The following is a 16,708-nucleotide window of genomic DNA, read 5'->3' on the forward strand; positions in this document are numbered from 1 at the left end:
CCGCTCGAAACCTCCATTTCGGGCATCTTACCGGGTCTGAATTTACCAAATAGAAATCATGTTTGGCCAAAGATGACGGAGACGTGTCACGCCTCTTCCATCATTGGAGCGCAAAATTGCGCGCGCATCTCGCGCCCGATACTCAGCAGAGCGCTGAGGTGCAGGACAGCCTTGTCCAATCGCTCTACGCCTCGCCCAAATCATTGATGATCGGCGCACTGGCTGGCGGAGCGCTCAGTTTCGTCGTCGCCTACCATGCTGGCCGTGCCGAAATCACCACGATCGCAGCGTTGATTTTCCTGGTTGCGGTGAGCCGGTCGATCTCGGCAGTCTATTTTCTGCGGCAGTTGGCGGATCATCAGGGACCCACGCAGCAAATCTGGGGCCTGGCCTATGAACTGGGTGCGTGGGGCTATGCGGCGCTGCTCGGTCTGCTCGCCTTTGCCACGCTGGTCCTCACCGGCGACGCGTCCTTGCACATATTGAGCGTCACGCTGGTCGCGGCCTATTCAGGCGGCATCGCGGGGCGCAATGCTGGCCGCATCCATATCGCTATCGGCCAGACATGTTTCGCGCTGCTGCCAACCTCCCTTGGTCTCTGCATCGCGGGCGGGCTCGGCTATTGGGTTCTGGCGACCATGCTGTTCCTGATGATCTTCGCCATGGCGGAAATCACGCGCACGACCCACAGAATCGTCGTGGAGGCATTGCAGGGCAATTATGAAAAGTCGCAGCTGGCGACGAAGTTCGAGCGGCTGGCGCGGTTCGACAGCCTGACCGGCGTAGAAAACCGGATGGCGATGCAGATGCGCTTGCGGGAATTGTTCGACAAGCGTCAGTCCGATCAGGACCCGATGGCCGTGTTCTGGATGGACCTGGACCGGTTCAAGGAGATCAACGATTCGCTCGGCCATATCATAGGCGATCAGCTGCTTTGCACGGTAGCTGCCCGGCTTTCCCATGCGCTTGATAGCCGTGGCCATGTCGCGCGCTTTGGCGGAGACGAATTTATCGTGATTTGCCCCGGCGCGGATCGCTCCATTGCCGAGCAGATCGCGCACGATGTGATGACAGAGTTCAGCCACGACTTCGACGTTAGCGGCTATCATCTGACGGTCACTGCATCGATGGGCATTGCGGTTGCGCCTGACGACGGGCGCGATAGCGAGGAACTGCTCCAGCACGCCGACATGGCACTGTATGAGGCGAAACGCACAGGGCGGAACCGCCATGCGCAGTTCGACTGGTCGATGAAGGAGCGGCAGAATCGGACCTATGAGCTGGAAATGGCGCTGCGTACCGCCATGGCGAATGGTGAGCTGCTACTGCATTATCAGCCGATCTTTGACACGGTCACAGGCAAGATCGCGATCTGCGAAGCGTTGATGCGGTGGGATCACCCGACCATGGGCCGGATTTCGCCGGCCGAATTCATACCGGTCGCCGAAAGCAGCTCCCTGATCGAACCGATCACTGCATGGGCGCTGGAGCAGGCGTGCCGTGACGCCATGCTATGGGACGATCATGTCCGCGTCGCCGTCAACATCTCGCCCGCGCTGATCAAGAGCGACGGGCTTCCGCGCGCTGTCATATCGGCGCTGATGGGATCGGGCCTGAAGGCCAAGCGGCTGGAACTGGAAGTGACGGAGTCCATCTTCCTGGAAGATAGTGGCCGGACCAGCCTCATCCTGTCGGAGCTTCAGCGTATCGGGTTGCGACTGGCCCTTGATGATTTTGGCACGGGCTATTCTTCGCTCGGCTATCTGCGCGACTATTCCTTCGACACGCTGAAGGTCGATCAGAGCTTCATGCGCAGCGTGGGTGAAAAGGGACGGGATCGCGCGATCGCCCAGTCGGTTGCCTATCTGGCCCATTCGCTGGACGTGGAAACAGTGGCGGAAGGTATCGAGACCGAAGAGCAGCTACGTTATGCGCGTGAGATGGGCTTCACCAATGTGCAGGGCTTCGTCCTCAGCCGCCCCATGCCCGTCGAGGACCTGCTCAAGATGATGAGTGACATGCGGCGTGAGAAGAGCAACGTCGTCACGCTCATGCAGAGCCGTCGCCGCGCCTGACGGCTATTTGGTCAGGCGCGTCTGGGCCGAAGCGAGCCGACGCATCATGCGCAGGTCCTTGGGATCGAGCTTGAGCGCGGTTCCCGCCCAATTCTCCACAATGTCCTTAAGCTCGGCATAATCGAGCGGATCGACGCGGCGGCCAGCTTCGAACACGCCGACATGGCCCGCATGGTGCGGACGGTTGCCGGTGATATAGTCACGCACGGCCTGTTCGCCCTCTCCATCCTCGGCAAGGATGGTGACCACGCCCATGTCGTACATTTCTTCAGCGGTATAGACCTTGCCCGACAGGATCATGCGCTCCGCCATGCGACGGCCGAGTTTACGCGCCAGAATGGAATAGGCGCCCATGCCGGGGAAGAGGCCGAAGAGCATTTCGGGCAGGCCGAAGCGAGCGCTCCGCTCCGCCACGACGACGTCGAAGCAGAGAAGCGCCTCGAAGCCGCCGCCAAGTGCATCGCCCTGCGCCAACGCGATAGAGATTAGCGGCATGTCCGCATTGCGCCAGGCGCGATGGACCACGTCGATGCAGGCATGACCATATTTGACGAGGCCGGGCAGGTCGCCCCGCTCGATGCAGCCAGCAAACAACTCAAGGTCGCCGCCAAGGTTGAAAACGCCAGGAAAACGGGAGCCCAGCACCATATATTTGAGCGGCAGAGCGCCTTCATCAAACAGCCGCTTGGCCTCTGTCTGCCAAAGCCGAATGTCGCGCAGCATCGGCAAATTGTAGTTTGGCCGATTCGCGGGGGTCATGAACGCCCATAATGTGTCGGTTGATTCTTCAAAGCTGACGTCGACCTGACCCAGGTCGAACAGCATCGAATGGCCGTTTTCGCGTGCCTGAGGCGCAGCTTCCGTAGCGGCAAATGGCTGAATGCTTTCGACATGCAGATGCACGGGCGAAGCGTCCTCCACCTCATCACGTGCCGGATTAAAGCGTCCGGAATCAATCATCTGTGCCCCCGCATTTAGATACACGCCGAGGAAAACAATATTGTCAGACCTATGCAACCACCGCGAACCCGAAGAGTGCTTCATTAACCCTTTTTATCGCCGACTGTTGCCTCTAAGTAGCAGAAATGACGCGATCATTATGGTTAACGTTGTATTAATGCAACAAATGCCGTTAACCAATTTGCAGATGAAGATCGTCTCAGGGCTTTGTTAACCTTTATTAATTATGAAATGGTGCATGGACAGACATCGCACCGATCCACAGATTGTGACGCTCCTGCTTCATGATGAAGAGGGGACGAGCTGGACTCTTAACCTGGCGGCTGATTGCCTGTGCTTCATCGGCAATTACCGCCGTGTGGAGGGTTTCGACATCGATGCGATCGTGGCGTTCGACGGCCTGCGCAAGGCGGGTTGATCCCGCATAATTTTCAAAAAGCGGTTCCCACTTCTTCGCGCGATGTTCTAGAGCGCGCAGCGTGACTCAATCCCGCTTTTCCTTCACTATCGCCGCAACGGACGGCAAGGCCCGCACGGGCACGATCCAGATGCGCCGTGGGGAGATCAGAACCCCCGCCTTCATGCCGGTGGGCACCGCCGCGACCGTAAAGGCCATGCGACCCGCCGAGGTCCGCGCGACTGGCGCCGACATCATCCTGGGCAATACCTATCATCTGATGCTGCGTCCCGGCGCCGAGCGTGTGGCAAGGCTGGGCGGGCTGCATGGCTTCATGGGTTGGGACCGGCCGATCCTGACGGACAGCGGCGGTTATCAGGTGATGAGCCTGTCCGCGCTCACGAAGATGAGTGAGGAGGGGGTGGCCTTCGCCAGCCATATCGACGGGTCCCGTCATATGCTGACGCCCGAACGCTCGATGGAGATTCAGCGCCTGCTCGACAGCGACATCGTCATGGCGTTCGACGAATGCACGAAAAATGGCTGCACTCACGACGAAGCCGCGAACAGCATGGAGCGGTCGATGCGGTGGGCGAGGCGATCGCGCGAGGGCTTTGACGCGGGCGGCGAACATGCGGCGCGCGCCGCGCTGTTCGGCATCCAGCAGGGGTCGCTTGACGAAAATCTCCGGCGTATTTCGGCGCAGAAGCTAATCGAGATCGGCTTTGACGGCTATGCCGTCGGCGGCCTGGCGGTCGGGGAGGGGCAGGAGGCGATGTTCGGCTGCCTCGACTATGCGCCCGATATGCTGCCGCAGGACAAGCCCCGCTACCTGATGGGGGTGGGGAAACCCGACGACATTGTTGGTGCCGTCGAACGCGGCATCGACATGTTCGATTGCGTCCTGCCGACGCGCAGTGGGCGCAACGGACAGGCTTTTACCTGGGCAGGCCCGCTCAATATTCGCAACGCCCGCTTTGCCGAGGATCTTTCGCCGCTCAATCCGCGCTGCACCTGCCCGGTTTGCGCAACATGGAGCCGCGCCTATCTGCATCATCTGGTAAAGGCCGGAGAAATGCTGGGCGCGATGCTGATGACCCAGCATAACATCCACTTTTACCAGTCATTGATGCAGGCGATCCGCGACAATATCGCACAAGGCCGGTTCGCTGCCTTCGCGGCGGATTTCCGGCGCGATTATCAGCGGGTCTGATGATCAGGGAATGACGGTGATGGCGATGGCATAGTCGCCAGCGACCGGATCATGATCCAGCGGAGCGCGCAACTGGCGGGAAAGGCCCGTCAGTACCCGGCCATAACGTTCCTCGATCCTTTCGCCCATCGTATCGGAAGCGCGCAATGCCGGGGAACTGACGTGAAGGATCGCGCGGTCTTCCCGTCCAGGTTCGAGCTGCACCGTTATGCGCATGCCTGTCTTGGGATCGGACAGCATCGCCAGTTCCACCAGTTCTGTCAGCAGGAAGGCGATGGGAACGGCAACGTCCTGACTGATGTGCAGATTGTCGCTGTCAATCTGGATGCCGAACCGACGCGCTTCTGCGGGAGCAGTGCCGCGCAGGCTGGCGGACAATTCGCTGACCAGTGAACGCACGCCAACGCCGCGATGCTCCTCCAATTCGGCGTAATGATTGCGATGCACGACCGATAATGCATCGACGCGGCGCTGAATGGAGGCATAGGCCTCCACGGCTTCGGGCTCGTGCGCGGCGCGCGCATGCAGGCTGATCAGGCTGGCGATGATCTGGAGGTTGTTCTTGACGCGATGATGCACCTCTCGCGTCAATTTACGCTGGGTTTCCAGCCCCTCGGCCATCTCGGCCTCATGCGTTGCGACATCCTCGCTGATTTCGCGGAATGTTTCACCCAGCGCCACTATTTCCTGCGCTGGGGTGCGTATGCGGCGCATGGGCTCCAGCACTTCGCCGGGATGATAGGCGGCTACAGCGCGGCGCAGCGCGACTAGCGGCTGGATCAGCAATCGGTTGACCACGAACCAGCCGATCGCCGCCGCCGCGAACCACATTACCAGCGGCAGGAACAGCGAAAGCATGCGCGCAAGCGTGACCGGCGGATCGCGCAAGGTCATGGTGAGCAGAATGTCCGGCGGATCAAGCCGCGCGGACAGGCTGGTGCTTTTGCCCCGCAGATTGCCTGTTGGATGACTGACCACCAGAAGCTGATCGCCCTGCTGCAAGCTTAACTGACGGTTCTGGAGCGCGGTGGTCGGGCTGGCGATCGTTTCCAGGTAGGAGCGCGAATAATAGGCGATTGCCGCCACCTGCCTGTTGTCGCTGACCACGCGGCTGACGAGATAGCCCGATGCTGGGAGCAGGAGCGCCGGAGCCGTGTGAAAACGTGCCGCCGCGGTCAGGCCGCGCGGTTCTGGCTCGGACGATCCGCAGATGCGGCGACCCTTTCGATCGTAGATATAATATCGGCCGCCTTCCCGGTCGTGGGACGTCAGGAAGACCGACAGCCGCTGGCACATTTCCGGCCCCTCGCTGCCGGTGGACAGCGCGTTGGCGGTAAGCATCAACGCCGTTCGATCCGAAGCAAGGTCTTCGGTCAACTTGCGAGCACTCTGAGTCACGGACACTCGAAGCAGCGCTTCCTTTTCCAGGTCGGACGTCCGGATGGCCTGCAACGACGCGACAAGGGCGATAAGGCCCAGCGGCAGCAGGGCGAGCGTCAGGATGAGGAACATCTTGACGCCGGTGGACTGGATCAGGCTGTTCAGGTTACGCATGAGCAATCAACTGGCTGGGACTGGCCGTCCCGTTCATGCGATAATCAGGAGTGTGTCGACAGGAAAGGTCTGCCGCACGCAAGCGCGCACCGCCCAAGCAACGGGTCGGCCCGCGCATATTCCATTTTCGAAAAGCACCAGTCTGCCCTCCGTCCGGGACGCCTCAATGACGTCGATCCTTGAACCGACGCTTAGTCCAGCTTCCGCAGTAGGTCGAGCATTTCGGAGGGAATGTCTTCATCCACCGCACGCTGATAAACGGAGCGCAGCGCGTTGGCGACTTGTCCGTCACCCTTGGCCGGGGAGGACCGCCGTTTTCGGGGGGCGCTGCCAGTCACGCCCGAATCCGGGGTGTTGGCGCCGACATCTTTCTTGTCCCCTCCCTTCACATCCCGTTCCGTCGTTGAAGCAACCAAAATACGCCCCTCTGCAACGCTAACATGTCAATCGACATTTCTTTTGCGGCTTTCCCGCACGACGTCAATTGACCGCCAGCGGACCTTTACATCAAAATCCAGATTTCAGTTAAAAAACCGAACGGCAGTGAAACAAATCTTTTCGTCGTTGGTTCCGCACTTCGAAGCATTTTTTGTGGCCTTGTGAAAGGCGACCGAGAGGGGCGGGGGCTTGCCACATCGGCATCAGCAATCCATCTTTTCGCGCAGCGAGTGTTTAGTAGCAATGCGCCCTATGGGCTGGGAGAAGATTTACAGATGTCGCTTGGACAGCAACTGCACCCCCATCTTCCTTTCTTGCGCCGCTATGCCCGCGCCCTAACGGGCAGCCAGGGTCATGGTGACGCTTATGTGCGTGCGACGCTGGAAGCGATCGTCGCGGCGCCCGAAGAGTTTCCGGCCGATGTCGATCCGCGGCTTGGGCTTTACCGGACTTTCCACGCGATCTGGTCGTCATCCCATCTGGAGGATGGTCCGGTCCTGACGGGCAATGACGGGCAGGAAGCGGTCGCGCAGGCACGCCTCGCGCGGTTGACACCGCTCCCCCGACAGGCGCTGCTGCTGACGGCGCTGGAAGGTTTCACGGTCGATGACGTCGGCTATCTGATCGGTCTGGACCCGGCCGATGTCGAAGCCCTGGTGGAGGAAGCGCTTGGCGAGATCGAGGCGCAGACTCGCGCCAAAGTCCTGATCATCGAGGACGAGCCGATCATCGCCATGGACATCGAAACGATCGTCCGCGACCTTGGTCATGAAGTGACCGCAATCGCCGTGACCCGTGAAGACGCTGTGCGTGAAGCGCTGGCGGAGCGGCCGGGGCTGGTGCTGGCGGACATTCAGCTGGCGGACGATTCCAGCGGCATCGATGCGGTGAAAGACATCCTGGCGGAATTCTCCGTGCCGGTTATTTTCATCACCGCTTTCCCGGAGCGTCTGCTGACGGGTGAACGGCCCGAACCGACATTCCTGATTACCAAGCCGTTCCAGCGTTCGACCGTCAAAGCGGCCATTTCGCAGGCCCTTTTCTTTGACGAGGCCACTGCCCCGGCATGATCGGGCCAAGCCGACATGCCATAAAAGACTGAATGAGTGGCGGAACCCGGCTCATTCCCCCGCGTTATTCATGCGTAACGATCGGGAGGTGAATTATGGCGGAAGAGGAAAAGCACGTTGCTGCCGAAGACGCCAGGTCAGGATCGACGCCACACATAGTCCGTTACATTCTCGGCATTTCGCTGCCTCTGGTAATTATTGGCATGCTGATCGTGCTGTGGAGCTATTACGGGTAAACAACATTGGTTCCGTGGAACAATGGGTATAGGATGCGGACGCACATATGGCTTTGACGGCTTCGGTTCATGAGGCGAGGGCGACAGCCAGTAAGAGGGTTGTTCCCATGAGCGAAGGGCTTGGCCAGGAGGCGGAGCACCAGGAAGAAGAGCGGCAGTCGCTCTCGGATTCGGATTTCAAACGTGAACTGGCTGCGGTGATCCCGCACTTGCGCGCGTTTGGCCGGTCCCTTTCGGGTAATCGCGATGTCGCCGATGACCTCGTTCAGGAAACGCTTTTGAAGGCATGGGCGGCGCGTGTCCGTTTCCAGGCGGGCACCAACATGCGCGCTTGGACGTTCATCATTTTGCGCAACCATTATCTGTCGCAGATGCGCCGCTCGCGCTTTCGTGGTGATTGGGATGACCTGACGGCTGATCGCATATTGGCGGCGCCCGCTGGTCAGGACAAGCATGTCGAGCTTTCCGACATGCAGCGTGCCCTGTTGCAATTGCCTCAGCCGCAGCGCGAGGCGCTCATCCTCGTCGGCGCGGGCGGTTTTGCCTATGAAGAGGCCGCCGAAATCTGCGGCGTCGCGGTTGGAACGATCAAGAGCCGGGTGGCGCGTGGACGCGCCGCGCTGGAACAGATTCTCGAAAGCGGCGATCTGCCCTCGCGGCGGACACAGGAAACCAGAGACACAGCCGTGCTGGACGAGATCATGGACGACGTCGATCGCCTCAGTCGGGGGCGTGAGATGAGGCAGAGTCCCGACCTGGATGCCGATGACGTATAAGGCCGGTTCCTGCCAACCTTCCCGGATGGGAAGGGGCATGGGAGAAGGACTATGGTTGAGGGTGGAAGGAGAGACCCTCCTCTGGACCGCGAACAGCGGGACCAGATGATCGAAACCAAGCGGTGTCGCGGTAGCACCGTGATTTTCGCGATCGTTGCGATTGCCCTGATCCTGGCTATCGGCTTCTTCTACCTGACAAAGGAACGCGAAAGTCGAGTGGGCGACACGCTGATCGAAGCGGCCGATTCCCCCGACAGCGCAGCGCATGTCGTCGGGGATGCTGCTCAAAATGAGGCGGAGCGGCTGAACAGCCGGAACTGACCTGCGGGCCATACGCGCGGGTAACGGAACAAGCGGCGGCGCAAGCCATCTTCAGAAAATCTTTGGGAATTTCCTCCACAGTCAGCGCATTGTCGGATTTCCTTACAGTCATTGTAAGCGATTCCGATGCCAACAAGGCTGCCTTTGCCAACGGCAGCGCCGGGAATGCGCGCGACTGATGATCAGGCTTTTCAAACATTATGTGCCGCATGCCGTGCTGCTACTGGGGCTGCTTGATCTTGTCCTGCTGCTGGGCGCGGCCGAGGCTGGATGGATATTGAGGGCTCGGCAGATCGGCATGGATGTCGATCAGATCACGACGCGCGCCGCGCCGTTGATCAGCTTCGCGCTGTCGATCCAGACTGCCATGATCGCGGTGGGCGTCTACGGTACGGAAGCGCTTCAGTCGATCCGTTTCGCCTTCGCGCGGCTGCTGGTGGCGATTTCGCTGGGCGTCATATTCCTGTCGGTCATGCATTTCGTGCTGCCAGACCTGACGCTTTGGCGGTCCAATTCTCTTTATGCCATGGCGCTTGCTATCGCCCTCTTGCTGGCGGTGCGGCTGCTGCTGGGGTCGATGCTCGGTGGTGAGGCGTTCAAGCGTCGGCTGGTCGTGCTGGGCGCGGGCGATCGCGCCAACCGCATCCGCGAACTGGAACAGCGTAAGGGGGCGGGATTCCTGATCGTCGGCTATATCGCGATGAATGACGGGACGCAGGTGATCCCCGAAGCGATCAACCGCAGCGCCATCTATAATCTGGCGGATTTCGTGGTGCGGCTGGCCGCCAGCGAGGTGGTGCTGGCGCTGGAGGAGCGGCGCAACGCGCTCCCCCTGTCCGATCTCCTGCGTATCAAGACGACCGGCGTCCATGTGAACGAGATATCGACCTTCCTCGAACGGGAGACGGGCCGGGTCGATCTCGACAGCGTGAATCCTAGCTGGCTGATTTTTTCGGATGGTTTCTCCGCAGGCCGCCGCCTTTCCAGCATCGCAAAGCGGCTCTTCGACGTCATCGCCAGTTCCATCCTTCTCCTGCTGACCGGCCCTATCATCCTGATCGCGGCGATCCTGGTGAAGCTCGATAGTAAAGGCCCTGCTTTCTACCGGCAGCAGCGCGTCGGCCTGTTCGGCGAGGAATTCTGGATCGTGAAGCTGCGCACCATGCGGCAGGATGCGGAAGTCAGCGGGCAGGCGGTCTGGGCGGAAAAGGACGATCCCCGGATCACCCGGCTCGGCTACTGGCTCCGTAAGCTGCGCATTGATGAACTGCCGCAGACATGGACGGTGCTGAAGGGCGAGATGAGCTTCGTTGGCCCTCGCCCGGAGCGGCGCCAGTTCGTCGAGGATCTGGAACAGCATCTGCGTTATTATGCTGAGCGCCACATGGTGAAACCGGGCATCACCGGCTGGGCGCAGATCAACTATCCTTATGGCGCGTCGATCGAGGACAGCAGGAACAAGCTGGAATATGATCTCTACTACGCCAAAAATTATACGCCCTTCCTCGACCTGCTGATCCTGATCCAGACCCTGCGCGTCATCCTGTGGCCGGAAGGGGCGCGCTGAGGCGCGGCGATGGGAGCGCCGCTGCAATTTGTCGGAGACTGGGGCCACGCGCTGGCGGCCGTGCTGTTCGCGGCGGTCGGGATATTCGGCCTGCGCCGCCGGGAGCAGGCGGCGGATCAGCGGATGCTGGCCGTCGCCCTGCTGCTGACATCCTGCTGGTCGCTCTATGTCTCCTTCGGCGGAGTAGACAAGCCGCTGACGGGTATTGGCGAGAATATCCGCAACGCCGCATGGCTGCTGTTGCTGTTCATGATGCTGCGCCGGGACGCGGCTGCACGGGCGGGATCGATGGTGGCGATCGGGTCGGTCTATGCCGCTGTGGCGGGGCTGATCCTGCTCCAGACCTTCACCGACCTCATCTGGCGGCAACTGCCCAGCGCCAGCGACCTGCATCACACATTGGTACAGGTGTCACTCAGCCTGCACATGATGACGGCGGTCGGCGGGCTGATGCTGGTCCACCATCTCTATATCAGTTGGCCTCCGCAGCAGCGGGGCCGGGTGGCGTTGCTGCTCGGCGCGCTGGCGGCGATGTGGACCTATGACTTCAATCTTTATGTGATCGGCTATTTCGCGATCGAGCGGGCGCATGCGCTGTACGCGCTTCGCGGCCCGCTTATGGCGCTGCTCGCTCCCGTGATTGCGGTGGGCATGCGGCGAGATATGGCGGCGCAGGTTCAACTGTCACGATTGCTGACCTTCCGTGCGCTGTCGCTTGTTTCGATGACGCTCTACATGATCCTCATCGCGGCGGCTGCGCTGGCGATCGAGTTGCTTGCTGGCCCCTATGCCCGGATCATCCAGATTGGCTGTGTCTTCTTCATGGCCGTCAGCGCGCTGATACTGCTCCCTTCGCCCCGGATACGGGCGCTTTGGAAGGTGCAGGTCGCCAAGCATTTCTTCCAGCATCGCTATGACTATCGCACCGAATGGATGCGTTTTGGCGAGACGATCGGCAGACCGGGCAACGACGCGCCGCCGCTGGGCGAACGGGTGGCGAAGGCAGTGGCCGACATCACCGATTCCCCCGCCGCCATATTGATGCTGCGCGCCGAGGACGGCTCCCTCGCGCTGGACACCCATTGGAACTGGGATGGTGATCTCGCTCATGATGCGACGGTGCCCGCGCCTTTCGCCTTGCTAGTCGAACGGAGCGGCTGGATCATCGACATCGACCAGGATCTTGCGCGGCGCGAGAGTCGTGAAGCGCCCGGATGGATGCGTGCGGACGCCCGCGCCTGGGCGTTGGTCCCGCTGATCCATTTCGGCAAGCTGATCGGTGCCATCCTGCTGGCGCGGCCTGCGATGGACCGGCGGCTGGACTGGGAAGATCTCGACATGCTGCGCACCGCGGGGCGGCAGGCGGCGAGCTATCTGAGCGAAGCGCAGGGCCAGCAGGCGTTGGACGATGCCCAGCGGTTCGATGAGTTCAATCGCCGCTTCGCTTTCATCATCCATGACGTCAAGAATCTGGTTAGCCAGCTGTCCTTGCTCGCCCGAAATGCGGAGCGGCATGCCGATAATCCCGATTTCCGCGCGGACATGGTGCTGACGCTCAAGGAATCGGTGGGCAAGATGAACGACCTGCTGGCGCGCCTGTCCCAGCATAACAAGGGGCGCGCTGCCGAGCGCCAGCCGGTCTCCCTGCAAGAAATTGCGGAGAAGGTCGCCCGGAGCCGATCGCGCCAGCATGAGGTTCGCCTGACAGGCGGCGCTCCGCTTGCCATGGCTGATCCGGCAAGGGTCGAGCAGATCATCGTCCACCTGCTGCAGAATGCGATCGACGCAAGCTCGGCGGGCGAGCCGGTCGAAATCCGGCTGGGCGGGGATGGCCGTTACTCGATGATTGAAGTGATCGATCAGGGCTGCGGCATGACCGCCGAATATATGCGCCGTGATCTGTTCAAACCCTTTTCCTCCAGCAAGGCCGGGGGCTTTGGCATCGGGGCTTTTGAAGCACGGGCGCTGGCGCAGGGAATGGACGGAAGCATCGAGGTGGAAAGCAAGCCGGGGCAGGGAAGCCGCTTTATGCTGCGGCTGCCGGTCGCGCCGCTGCATGGTACAGAGGGGATGGCCGCCTGATGAGCGACACGCGACCCAAATTGTTGATCGTGGAGGATGATCCCGGCCTGCAACGGCAATTGCGTTGGGCCTATGAGGATTATCAGCTGTTCATCGCGGGCGACCGGGAGGAAGCGATCGAGATGTTGCGGGCAGAGGCGCCCGACGTCGTGACGCTGGACCTTGGCCTGCCGCCTGATCCGGACGGCACCAGTGAGGGTTTCGCGACGCTTGGCGAAATGCTCCAGATCAAGCCGGATACCAAGATCATCGTCGCCTCGGGTCATGGGGCGCGCGAAAGTGCCCTTAACGCCATTTCCGGTGGTGCCTATGATTTTTACCAGAAGCCGGTCGATATTGACGAGCTGGGGCTGATCGTCCGCCGCGCCTTCCACGTTCACGCGCTGGAGAGGGAAAATGCCCGGCTGGCTGAGGTCGCCCCTGAGCAAGCACGTGTGCTGGGGCGACTGATCACGGCTGCGCCGGAAATGCTGAAGGTCGCCCGCACCATCGAGCGGGTTGCCGGGGCACAGGTTTCGGTACTGCTGACCGGCGCGAGCGGAACGGGGAAGGAATTGCTGGCGCAGGGGCTGCATGATGCGAGCCAGCGCCGGAATAACGCTTTTGTCGCCGTGAACTGCGCCGCGATCCCGGAGGTGTTGCTGGAAGCCGAACTGTTCGGGCAGGACGGTGCGCCGGGCAAGATCGAACGCGCGCAGGGTGGGACATTGTTTCTGGACGAAGTCGGCGAATTGCCGCTGGCTTTGCAGATGAAGCTGCTGCGTTTCCTGCAGGATCGGGTGGTCGCCAGCGGGCCGGAGACGGTCATGGTGGACACGCGCATCCTGTGCGCAACGCATCAGGATCTGGAGGAGATGATCCGCGTGGGCGACTTCCGCGAGGACCTATATTATCGCCTCGCCGAGATTGTCGTGCGGATACCACCCTTGAAGGATCGGCCGGGAGACCCCGCCTTGCTGGCGCGGCATTTCCTCAACCGCTTCGCGAAGGAGATGAATCCGCAGGTTAAGGGGCTGGCCCCCGACGCTCTTGCCGCGCTCGATGCATGGACGTGGCCGGGCAATGTGCGCGAGCTGGAAAACCGCATGAAGCGCGCGGTGATCATGGCCGATGGCAAGCATGTCACGGCCGCCGATCTGGACCTGGATGGCGACCGGACGGAGGGCGGTGACTTCGTGAATTTGAAGGCCGCGCGGGAAATGGCGGACAGGCGCGTCATCAGGCGAGCGATCGCGCGGACGGACGGCAATATCTCAGGCGCGGCGAAGATGCTGGGGATTAGTCGTCCAACTCTGTACGACTTGCTCAAACAATATCAGATACAGGGTTGAGACATCAGGCTAGTTCGAGTCCGAGGTCCTCAGCCGAAATGCCCAGCCGCTTGATCTGATCGGCGACCGGCGGCCATAATTCGTCCAGAAACCGCCGCCGTTCCGCTTCGCGCAGGCGGCGCGCGGCGCCTTCGGCCACGAACATACCGACCCCGCGCCTGACCACTATCAGGCCGTCATCCTGAAAACATTGATAGGCCTTGGCGACCGTCAGCGGATTGGCGCCTTCTTGAGCGGCGAGCGCACGGACGGAAGGGAGGATGTCGCCATCGCGGTAGCTGCCGTCGAGTATCGATGCAGTAATGATGTCGCGAAGCCGCAGATAGACGGGTTTTGACTCATCGGCCATAAGTGCATCAGTGCCATAATACAGCGATGCAGGCAATGCGATGAGCGGTGTCCGTCACCGCAATCGTCTATCTATCTGTCCCAAATGGAAACTATTTTGTCATATTCTGGCCGAGGTCGCTCTTCCTGTGGCCGTCCCGGCGTGCCGATGAATATGAACCCGGCAAGGCGTTCCTCCCCCTGGGCGAAGGCCTTGCGCACATCCTCATTATAGGCTGGCCAGCCCGTCAGCCACCCCGCCGCAAAGCCCAGCGCATGGCTGGCGTGCAGCAGGTTCATGATCGCCGCGCCAGAGGATAATTGCTGTTCCCAGACCGGAATTTTGCTCCCGGCGACAGGATCGGAAAGAGCAACGACGAGGGTGGGCGCCTGAAGAGCGAACTGGCGCATCGCCTCCAGTTCCAGCCGCCCTGCATCCGGTTTCTCGCGTCGATAGGCGTCCTCCAACAGGGTCGCGAGGCTTTCGCGCTTATCATCCGGCACGATGACGAACCGCCAGGGCGCCAGCTTGCCATGGTCGGGCGTGCGCAGCGCGATCTCCAATATCTCGCGCAACTGTCCCGCGTCGGGGCCGGGCGCGATAAGGTCGCGCGGCTTACCGGAACGGCGGGTGCGCAGGAGTGAGAGCGGAGTGGTTGCGTCGTTGAACATGGGGCTTCAAATGGCGCGGCGCCACGCAGGGCGCAAGTGGGGCCTGCTTTGACAGGGGCGGGATTTCCGATCTAGGCTTCACTCCACCTCAGCCCGGACGGGAAACGGATGGAAGCCACATCACCTATGACGCCCGCTTCGGGCAGGACATGGCTTGGCCATCCGCGCGGGCTGTTCCTGCTGTTCTTCGTCGAAATGTGGGAGCGCTTTTCCTTCTACGGCATGCGCGCGCTGCTGATCTTCTACCTGACGCAGCATTTCCTGTTTTCAGATCGTGACGCCGCCCATTCTTACGGCGCTTACATGTCGCTGATCTATATCTCGCCCCTGATGGGTGGCTATCTCGCCGACCGTTATCTGGGGCAGCGCAAGGCGGTGCTGTTCGGCGGCATCGTCATCGCCGCCGGGCACATCATCCTGGGCATGGAGGCGGATGGGTCGGCGAACAGCATGGGGCTTGGCCTCTTCTGGCTGGGCCTTGCGACGGTCATCGTCGGCACCGGATTTCTGAAGGCCAGCGTGTCGGCAATGGTGGGTCAGCTTTACCCGCGCGACGATATGCGGCGCGATCCGGCCTACACGATTTTCTACATGGGCATCAATGTCGGCGCCACGATCGGGCCGGTAATCTGCGGCTATCTGGGACAGCGCTGGGGCTGGCACTGGGGCTTTGGCGCGGCATCTGTCGGGATGATCGCGGGCGTCATCGGCTTTGTCCTGTGCAAGCCGCTGTTGCAGGGCAGGGGGGAACCGCCCGATCCGGCGCGGCTGGCGGAGCGAGTTGGCGGCATCATCAGCCGCGAATGGCTGGTCTATCTGTCGAGCCTGCTGTCCATTCTGCTGTGCTGGCTGCTGATCCAGCAGCATGCGGTCGTTGGGTGGATGCTGGCGGGCGCGAGCGTGCTGATGGTGATCTACATATTGTGGGAAGCGTTCGGCCGGATGGAGCGGGTTGGGCGAGACCGCATGCTGGCGGCGCTGTTCCTGCTGGTGATCAACCCGCTATTCTGGGGCCTGTATGAGCAGACGGGTTCGTCGCTCAGTCTCTTCACCCATCGCTATACGGACAGGAACATCCTCGGCTTTGAAGTGCCCGCTTCGATGTTCCAGTCTGTCAATGCCGCCTATATCCTTATCTTCGGGCCTGTCATGGCCGCCTTGTGGATCGCGCTGGCGAAGAAAGGGCGGGAGCCATCGACGCCTGCAAAGTTCGGTCTGGCGCTCATATTGGTAGGCGCAGGGTTTCTGATATTGGTGGCAGGGGCTGGCATGCCCGGAACGCTGACGCCGATCCTGTTCATCTTCCTTCTCTATCTTTGCCACACGCTGGGCGAATTGTGTCTGTCTCCGGTTGGTCTTTCGGCCATGTCGAAGCTGGCCCCGTCGCGGATGATCGGCCTGATGATGGGGATATGGTTCCTGGCGATGGCGCTTGGCGAATATGTCGCCGGGATGATTGCGGCTGCCACGGGCGGCGCGGAGGGCGCGGCATCGAGGGACGGCGTGCTGAGCGTCTATGGCGAGATCGGCTGGTGGTCGATCGGTATCGGCGTCTTCGTGATGGTTATCGCGCCGCTGGTGAAGCGGTTGATGCATGCCGATAAGCTGGGCGGCGAAGAGGGCGCAGAGGCTGAGGCGCAGCGGGATAGCTTCGCCATAGTCGATCGTGCACGCGACAAACCGGCCTGA

The 16,708-nt window shown here is 61.2% G+C and carries 16 protein-coding genes; 11 read left to right on the plus strand and 5 right to left on the minus strand.

Going from position 1 to position 16,708, the window contains the following annotated elements:
- Nucleotides 1–83 precede the first annotated feature (83 nt).
- The gene (locus ACWNC0_RS12055; protein ID WP_449471855.1) at nt 84–2,075 is read left to right on the plus strand and encodes a putative bifunctional diguanylate cyclase/phosphodiesterase; all 1,992 of its coding nucleotides are present in this window, start codon (nt 84–86) and stop codon (nt 2,073–2,075) included.
- Nucleotides 2,076–2,078: 3 nt separating this feature from the next.
- Here ACWNC0_RS12055 and ACWNC0_RS12060 read toward each other — a convergent pair whose 3' ends face one another.
- Nucleotides 2,079–3,035, minus strand: coding sequence for a crotonase/enoyl-CoA hydratase family protein (locus ACWNC0_RS12060; RefSeq protein ID WP_449471857.1), 957 nt, complete (start codon nt 3,033–3,035; stop codon nt 2,079–2,081).
- A gap of 238 nt (nt 3,036–3,273) precedes the next feature.
- On the opposite strand from ACWNC0_RS12060, the gene ACWNC0_RS12065 reads away from it, so the two are divergent.
- A complete protein-coding gene (locus ACWNC0_RS12065) occupies nt 3,274–3,453 on the plus strand; it encodes a hypothetical protein (protein WP_449471859.1) in 180 nt (59 codons plus the stop codon).
- A gap of 61 nt (nt 3,454–3,514) precedes the next feature.
- Nucleotides 3,515–4,645: a tRNA guanosine(34) transglycosylase Tgt gene (tgt, locus tag ACWNC0_RS12070; RefSeq protein WP_449471860.1), complete on the plus strand. Its 1,131-nt coding sequence runs from the start codon at nt 3,515–3,517 to the stop codon at nt 4,643–4,645.
- A 3-nt stretch (nt 4,646–4,648) separates the two neighbouring features.
- Here tgt and ACWNC0_RS12075 read toward each other — a convergent pair whose 3' ends face one another.
- Nucleotides 4,649–6,199 (minus strand): sensor histidine kinase, encoded by a 1,551-nt coding sequence (locus ACWNC0_RS12075; RefSeq protein WP_449471861.1) that lies wholly within the window; start codon nt 6,197–6,199, stop codon nt 4,649–4,651.
- Nucleotides 6,200–6,390: 191 nt separating this feature from the next.
- Nucleotides 6,391–6,615: a NepR family anti-sigma factor gene (locus ACWNC0_RS12080; RefSeq protein WP_449471862.1), complete on the minus strand. Its 225-nt coding sequence runs from the start codon at nt 6,613–6,615 to the stop codon at nt 6,391–6,393.
- 297 nt (nt 6,616–6,912) lie between these two features.
- Here ACWNC0_RS12080 and ACWNC0_RS12085 point away from each other — a divergent pair, with 297 nt between their 5' ends.
- The 7 genes from ACWNC0_RS12085 to prsR all read left to right on the plus strand — a co-directional run bounded on the left by ACWNC0_RS12085 (nt 6,913) and on the right by prsR (nt 14,020).
- Nucleotides 6,913–7,707 carry a response regulator gene (locus ACWNC0_RS12085; RefSeq protein WP_449471864.1) on the plus strand — a complete coding sequence of 265 codons (795 nt, stop codon included), beginning with the start codon at nt 6,913–6,915 and terminating at the stop codon, nt 7,705–7,707.
- 95 nt (nt 7,708–7,802) lie between these two features.
- Entirely contained in the window at nt 7,803–7,943 is a 141-nt protein-coding gene (locus ACWNC0_RS12090) for a hypothetical protein (protein WP_196226406.1), read from the plus strand.
- Nucleotides 7,944–8,050: 107 nt separating this feature from the next.
- Complete coding sequence (locus ACWNC0_RS12095; protein ID WP_449471865.1) at nt 8,051–8,719, plus strand: sigma-70 family RNA polymerase sigma factor; 669 nt, start codon at nt 8,051–8,053, stop codon at nt 8,717–8,719.
- A gap of 105 nt (nt 8,720–8,824) precedes the next feature.
- Nucleotides 8,825–9,040: a hypothetical protein gene (locus tag ACWNC0_RS12100; protein ID WP_449471867.1), complete on the plus strand. Its 216-nt coding sequence runs from the start codon at nt 8,825–8,827 to the stop codon at nt 9,038–9,040.
- A 178-nt stretch (nt 9,041–9,218) separates the two neighbouring features.
- Nucleotides 9,219–10,607, plus strand: a complete 1,389-nt coding sequence (locus ACWNC0_RS12105; protein ID WP_449471869.1) for a TIGR03013 family XrtA/PEP-CTERM system glycosyltransferase — start codon at nt 9,219–9,221, stop codon at nt 10,605–10,607.
- 9 nt (nt 10,608–10,616) lie between these two features.
- On the plus strand, nt 10,617–12,689 hold the full coding sequence (prsK, locus tag ACWNC0_RS12110) for an XrtA/PEP-CTERM system histidine kinase PrsK (RefSeq protein ID WP_449471870.1): 2,073 nt from the start codon (nt 10,617–10,619) through the stop codon (nt 12,687–12,689).
- On the plus strand, nt 12,689–14,020 hold the full coding sequence (prsR, locus tag ACWNC0_RS12115; RefSeq protein WP_449471871.1) for a PEP-CTERM-box response regulator transcription factor: 1,332 nt from the start codon (nt 12,689–12,691) through the stop codon (nt 14,018–14,020). Before prsK ends, prsR begins: the two co-directional genes overlap by 1 nt.
- A gap of 4 nt (nt 14,021–14,024) precedes the next feature.
- Here the strand turns inward: prsR and ACWNC0_RS12120 are convergent, their stop codons facing one another.
- Both ACWNC0_RS12120 and ACWNC0_RS12125 read right to left on the minus strand, forming a co-directional pair.
- Nucleotides 14,025–14,369, minus strand: a complete 345-nt coding sequence (locus ACWNC0_RS12120) for a GntR family transcriptional regulator (RefSeq protein WP_449471873.1) — start codon at nt 14,367–14,369, stop codon at nt 14,025–14,027.
- A 71-nt stretch (nt 14,370–14,440) separates the two neighbouring features.
- A complete protein-coding gene (locus ACWNC0_RS12125) occupies nt 14,441–15,019 on the minus strand; it encodes a nitroreductase family protein (RefSeq protein ID WP_449471874.1) in 579 nt (192 codons plus the stop codon).
- A gap of 126 nt (nt 15,020–15,145) precedes the next feature.
- On the opposite strand from ACWNC0_RS12125, the gene ACWNC0_RS12130 reads away from it, so the two are divergent.
- Nucleotides 15,146–16,708, plus strand: coding sequence for a peptide MFS transporter (locus ACWNC0_RS12130; RefSeq protein ID WP_449471875.1), 1,563 nt, complete (start codon nt 15,146–15,148; stop codon nt 16,706–16,708).

The sequence above is a fragment of the Sphingobium chungangianum genome (genome assembly GCF_977014255.1).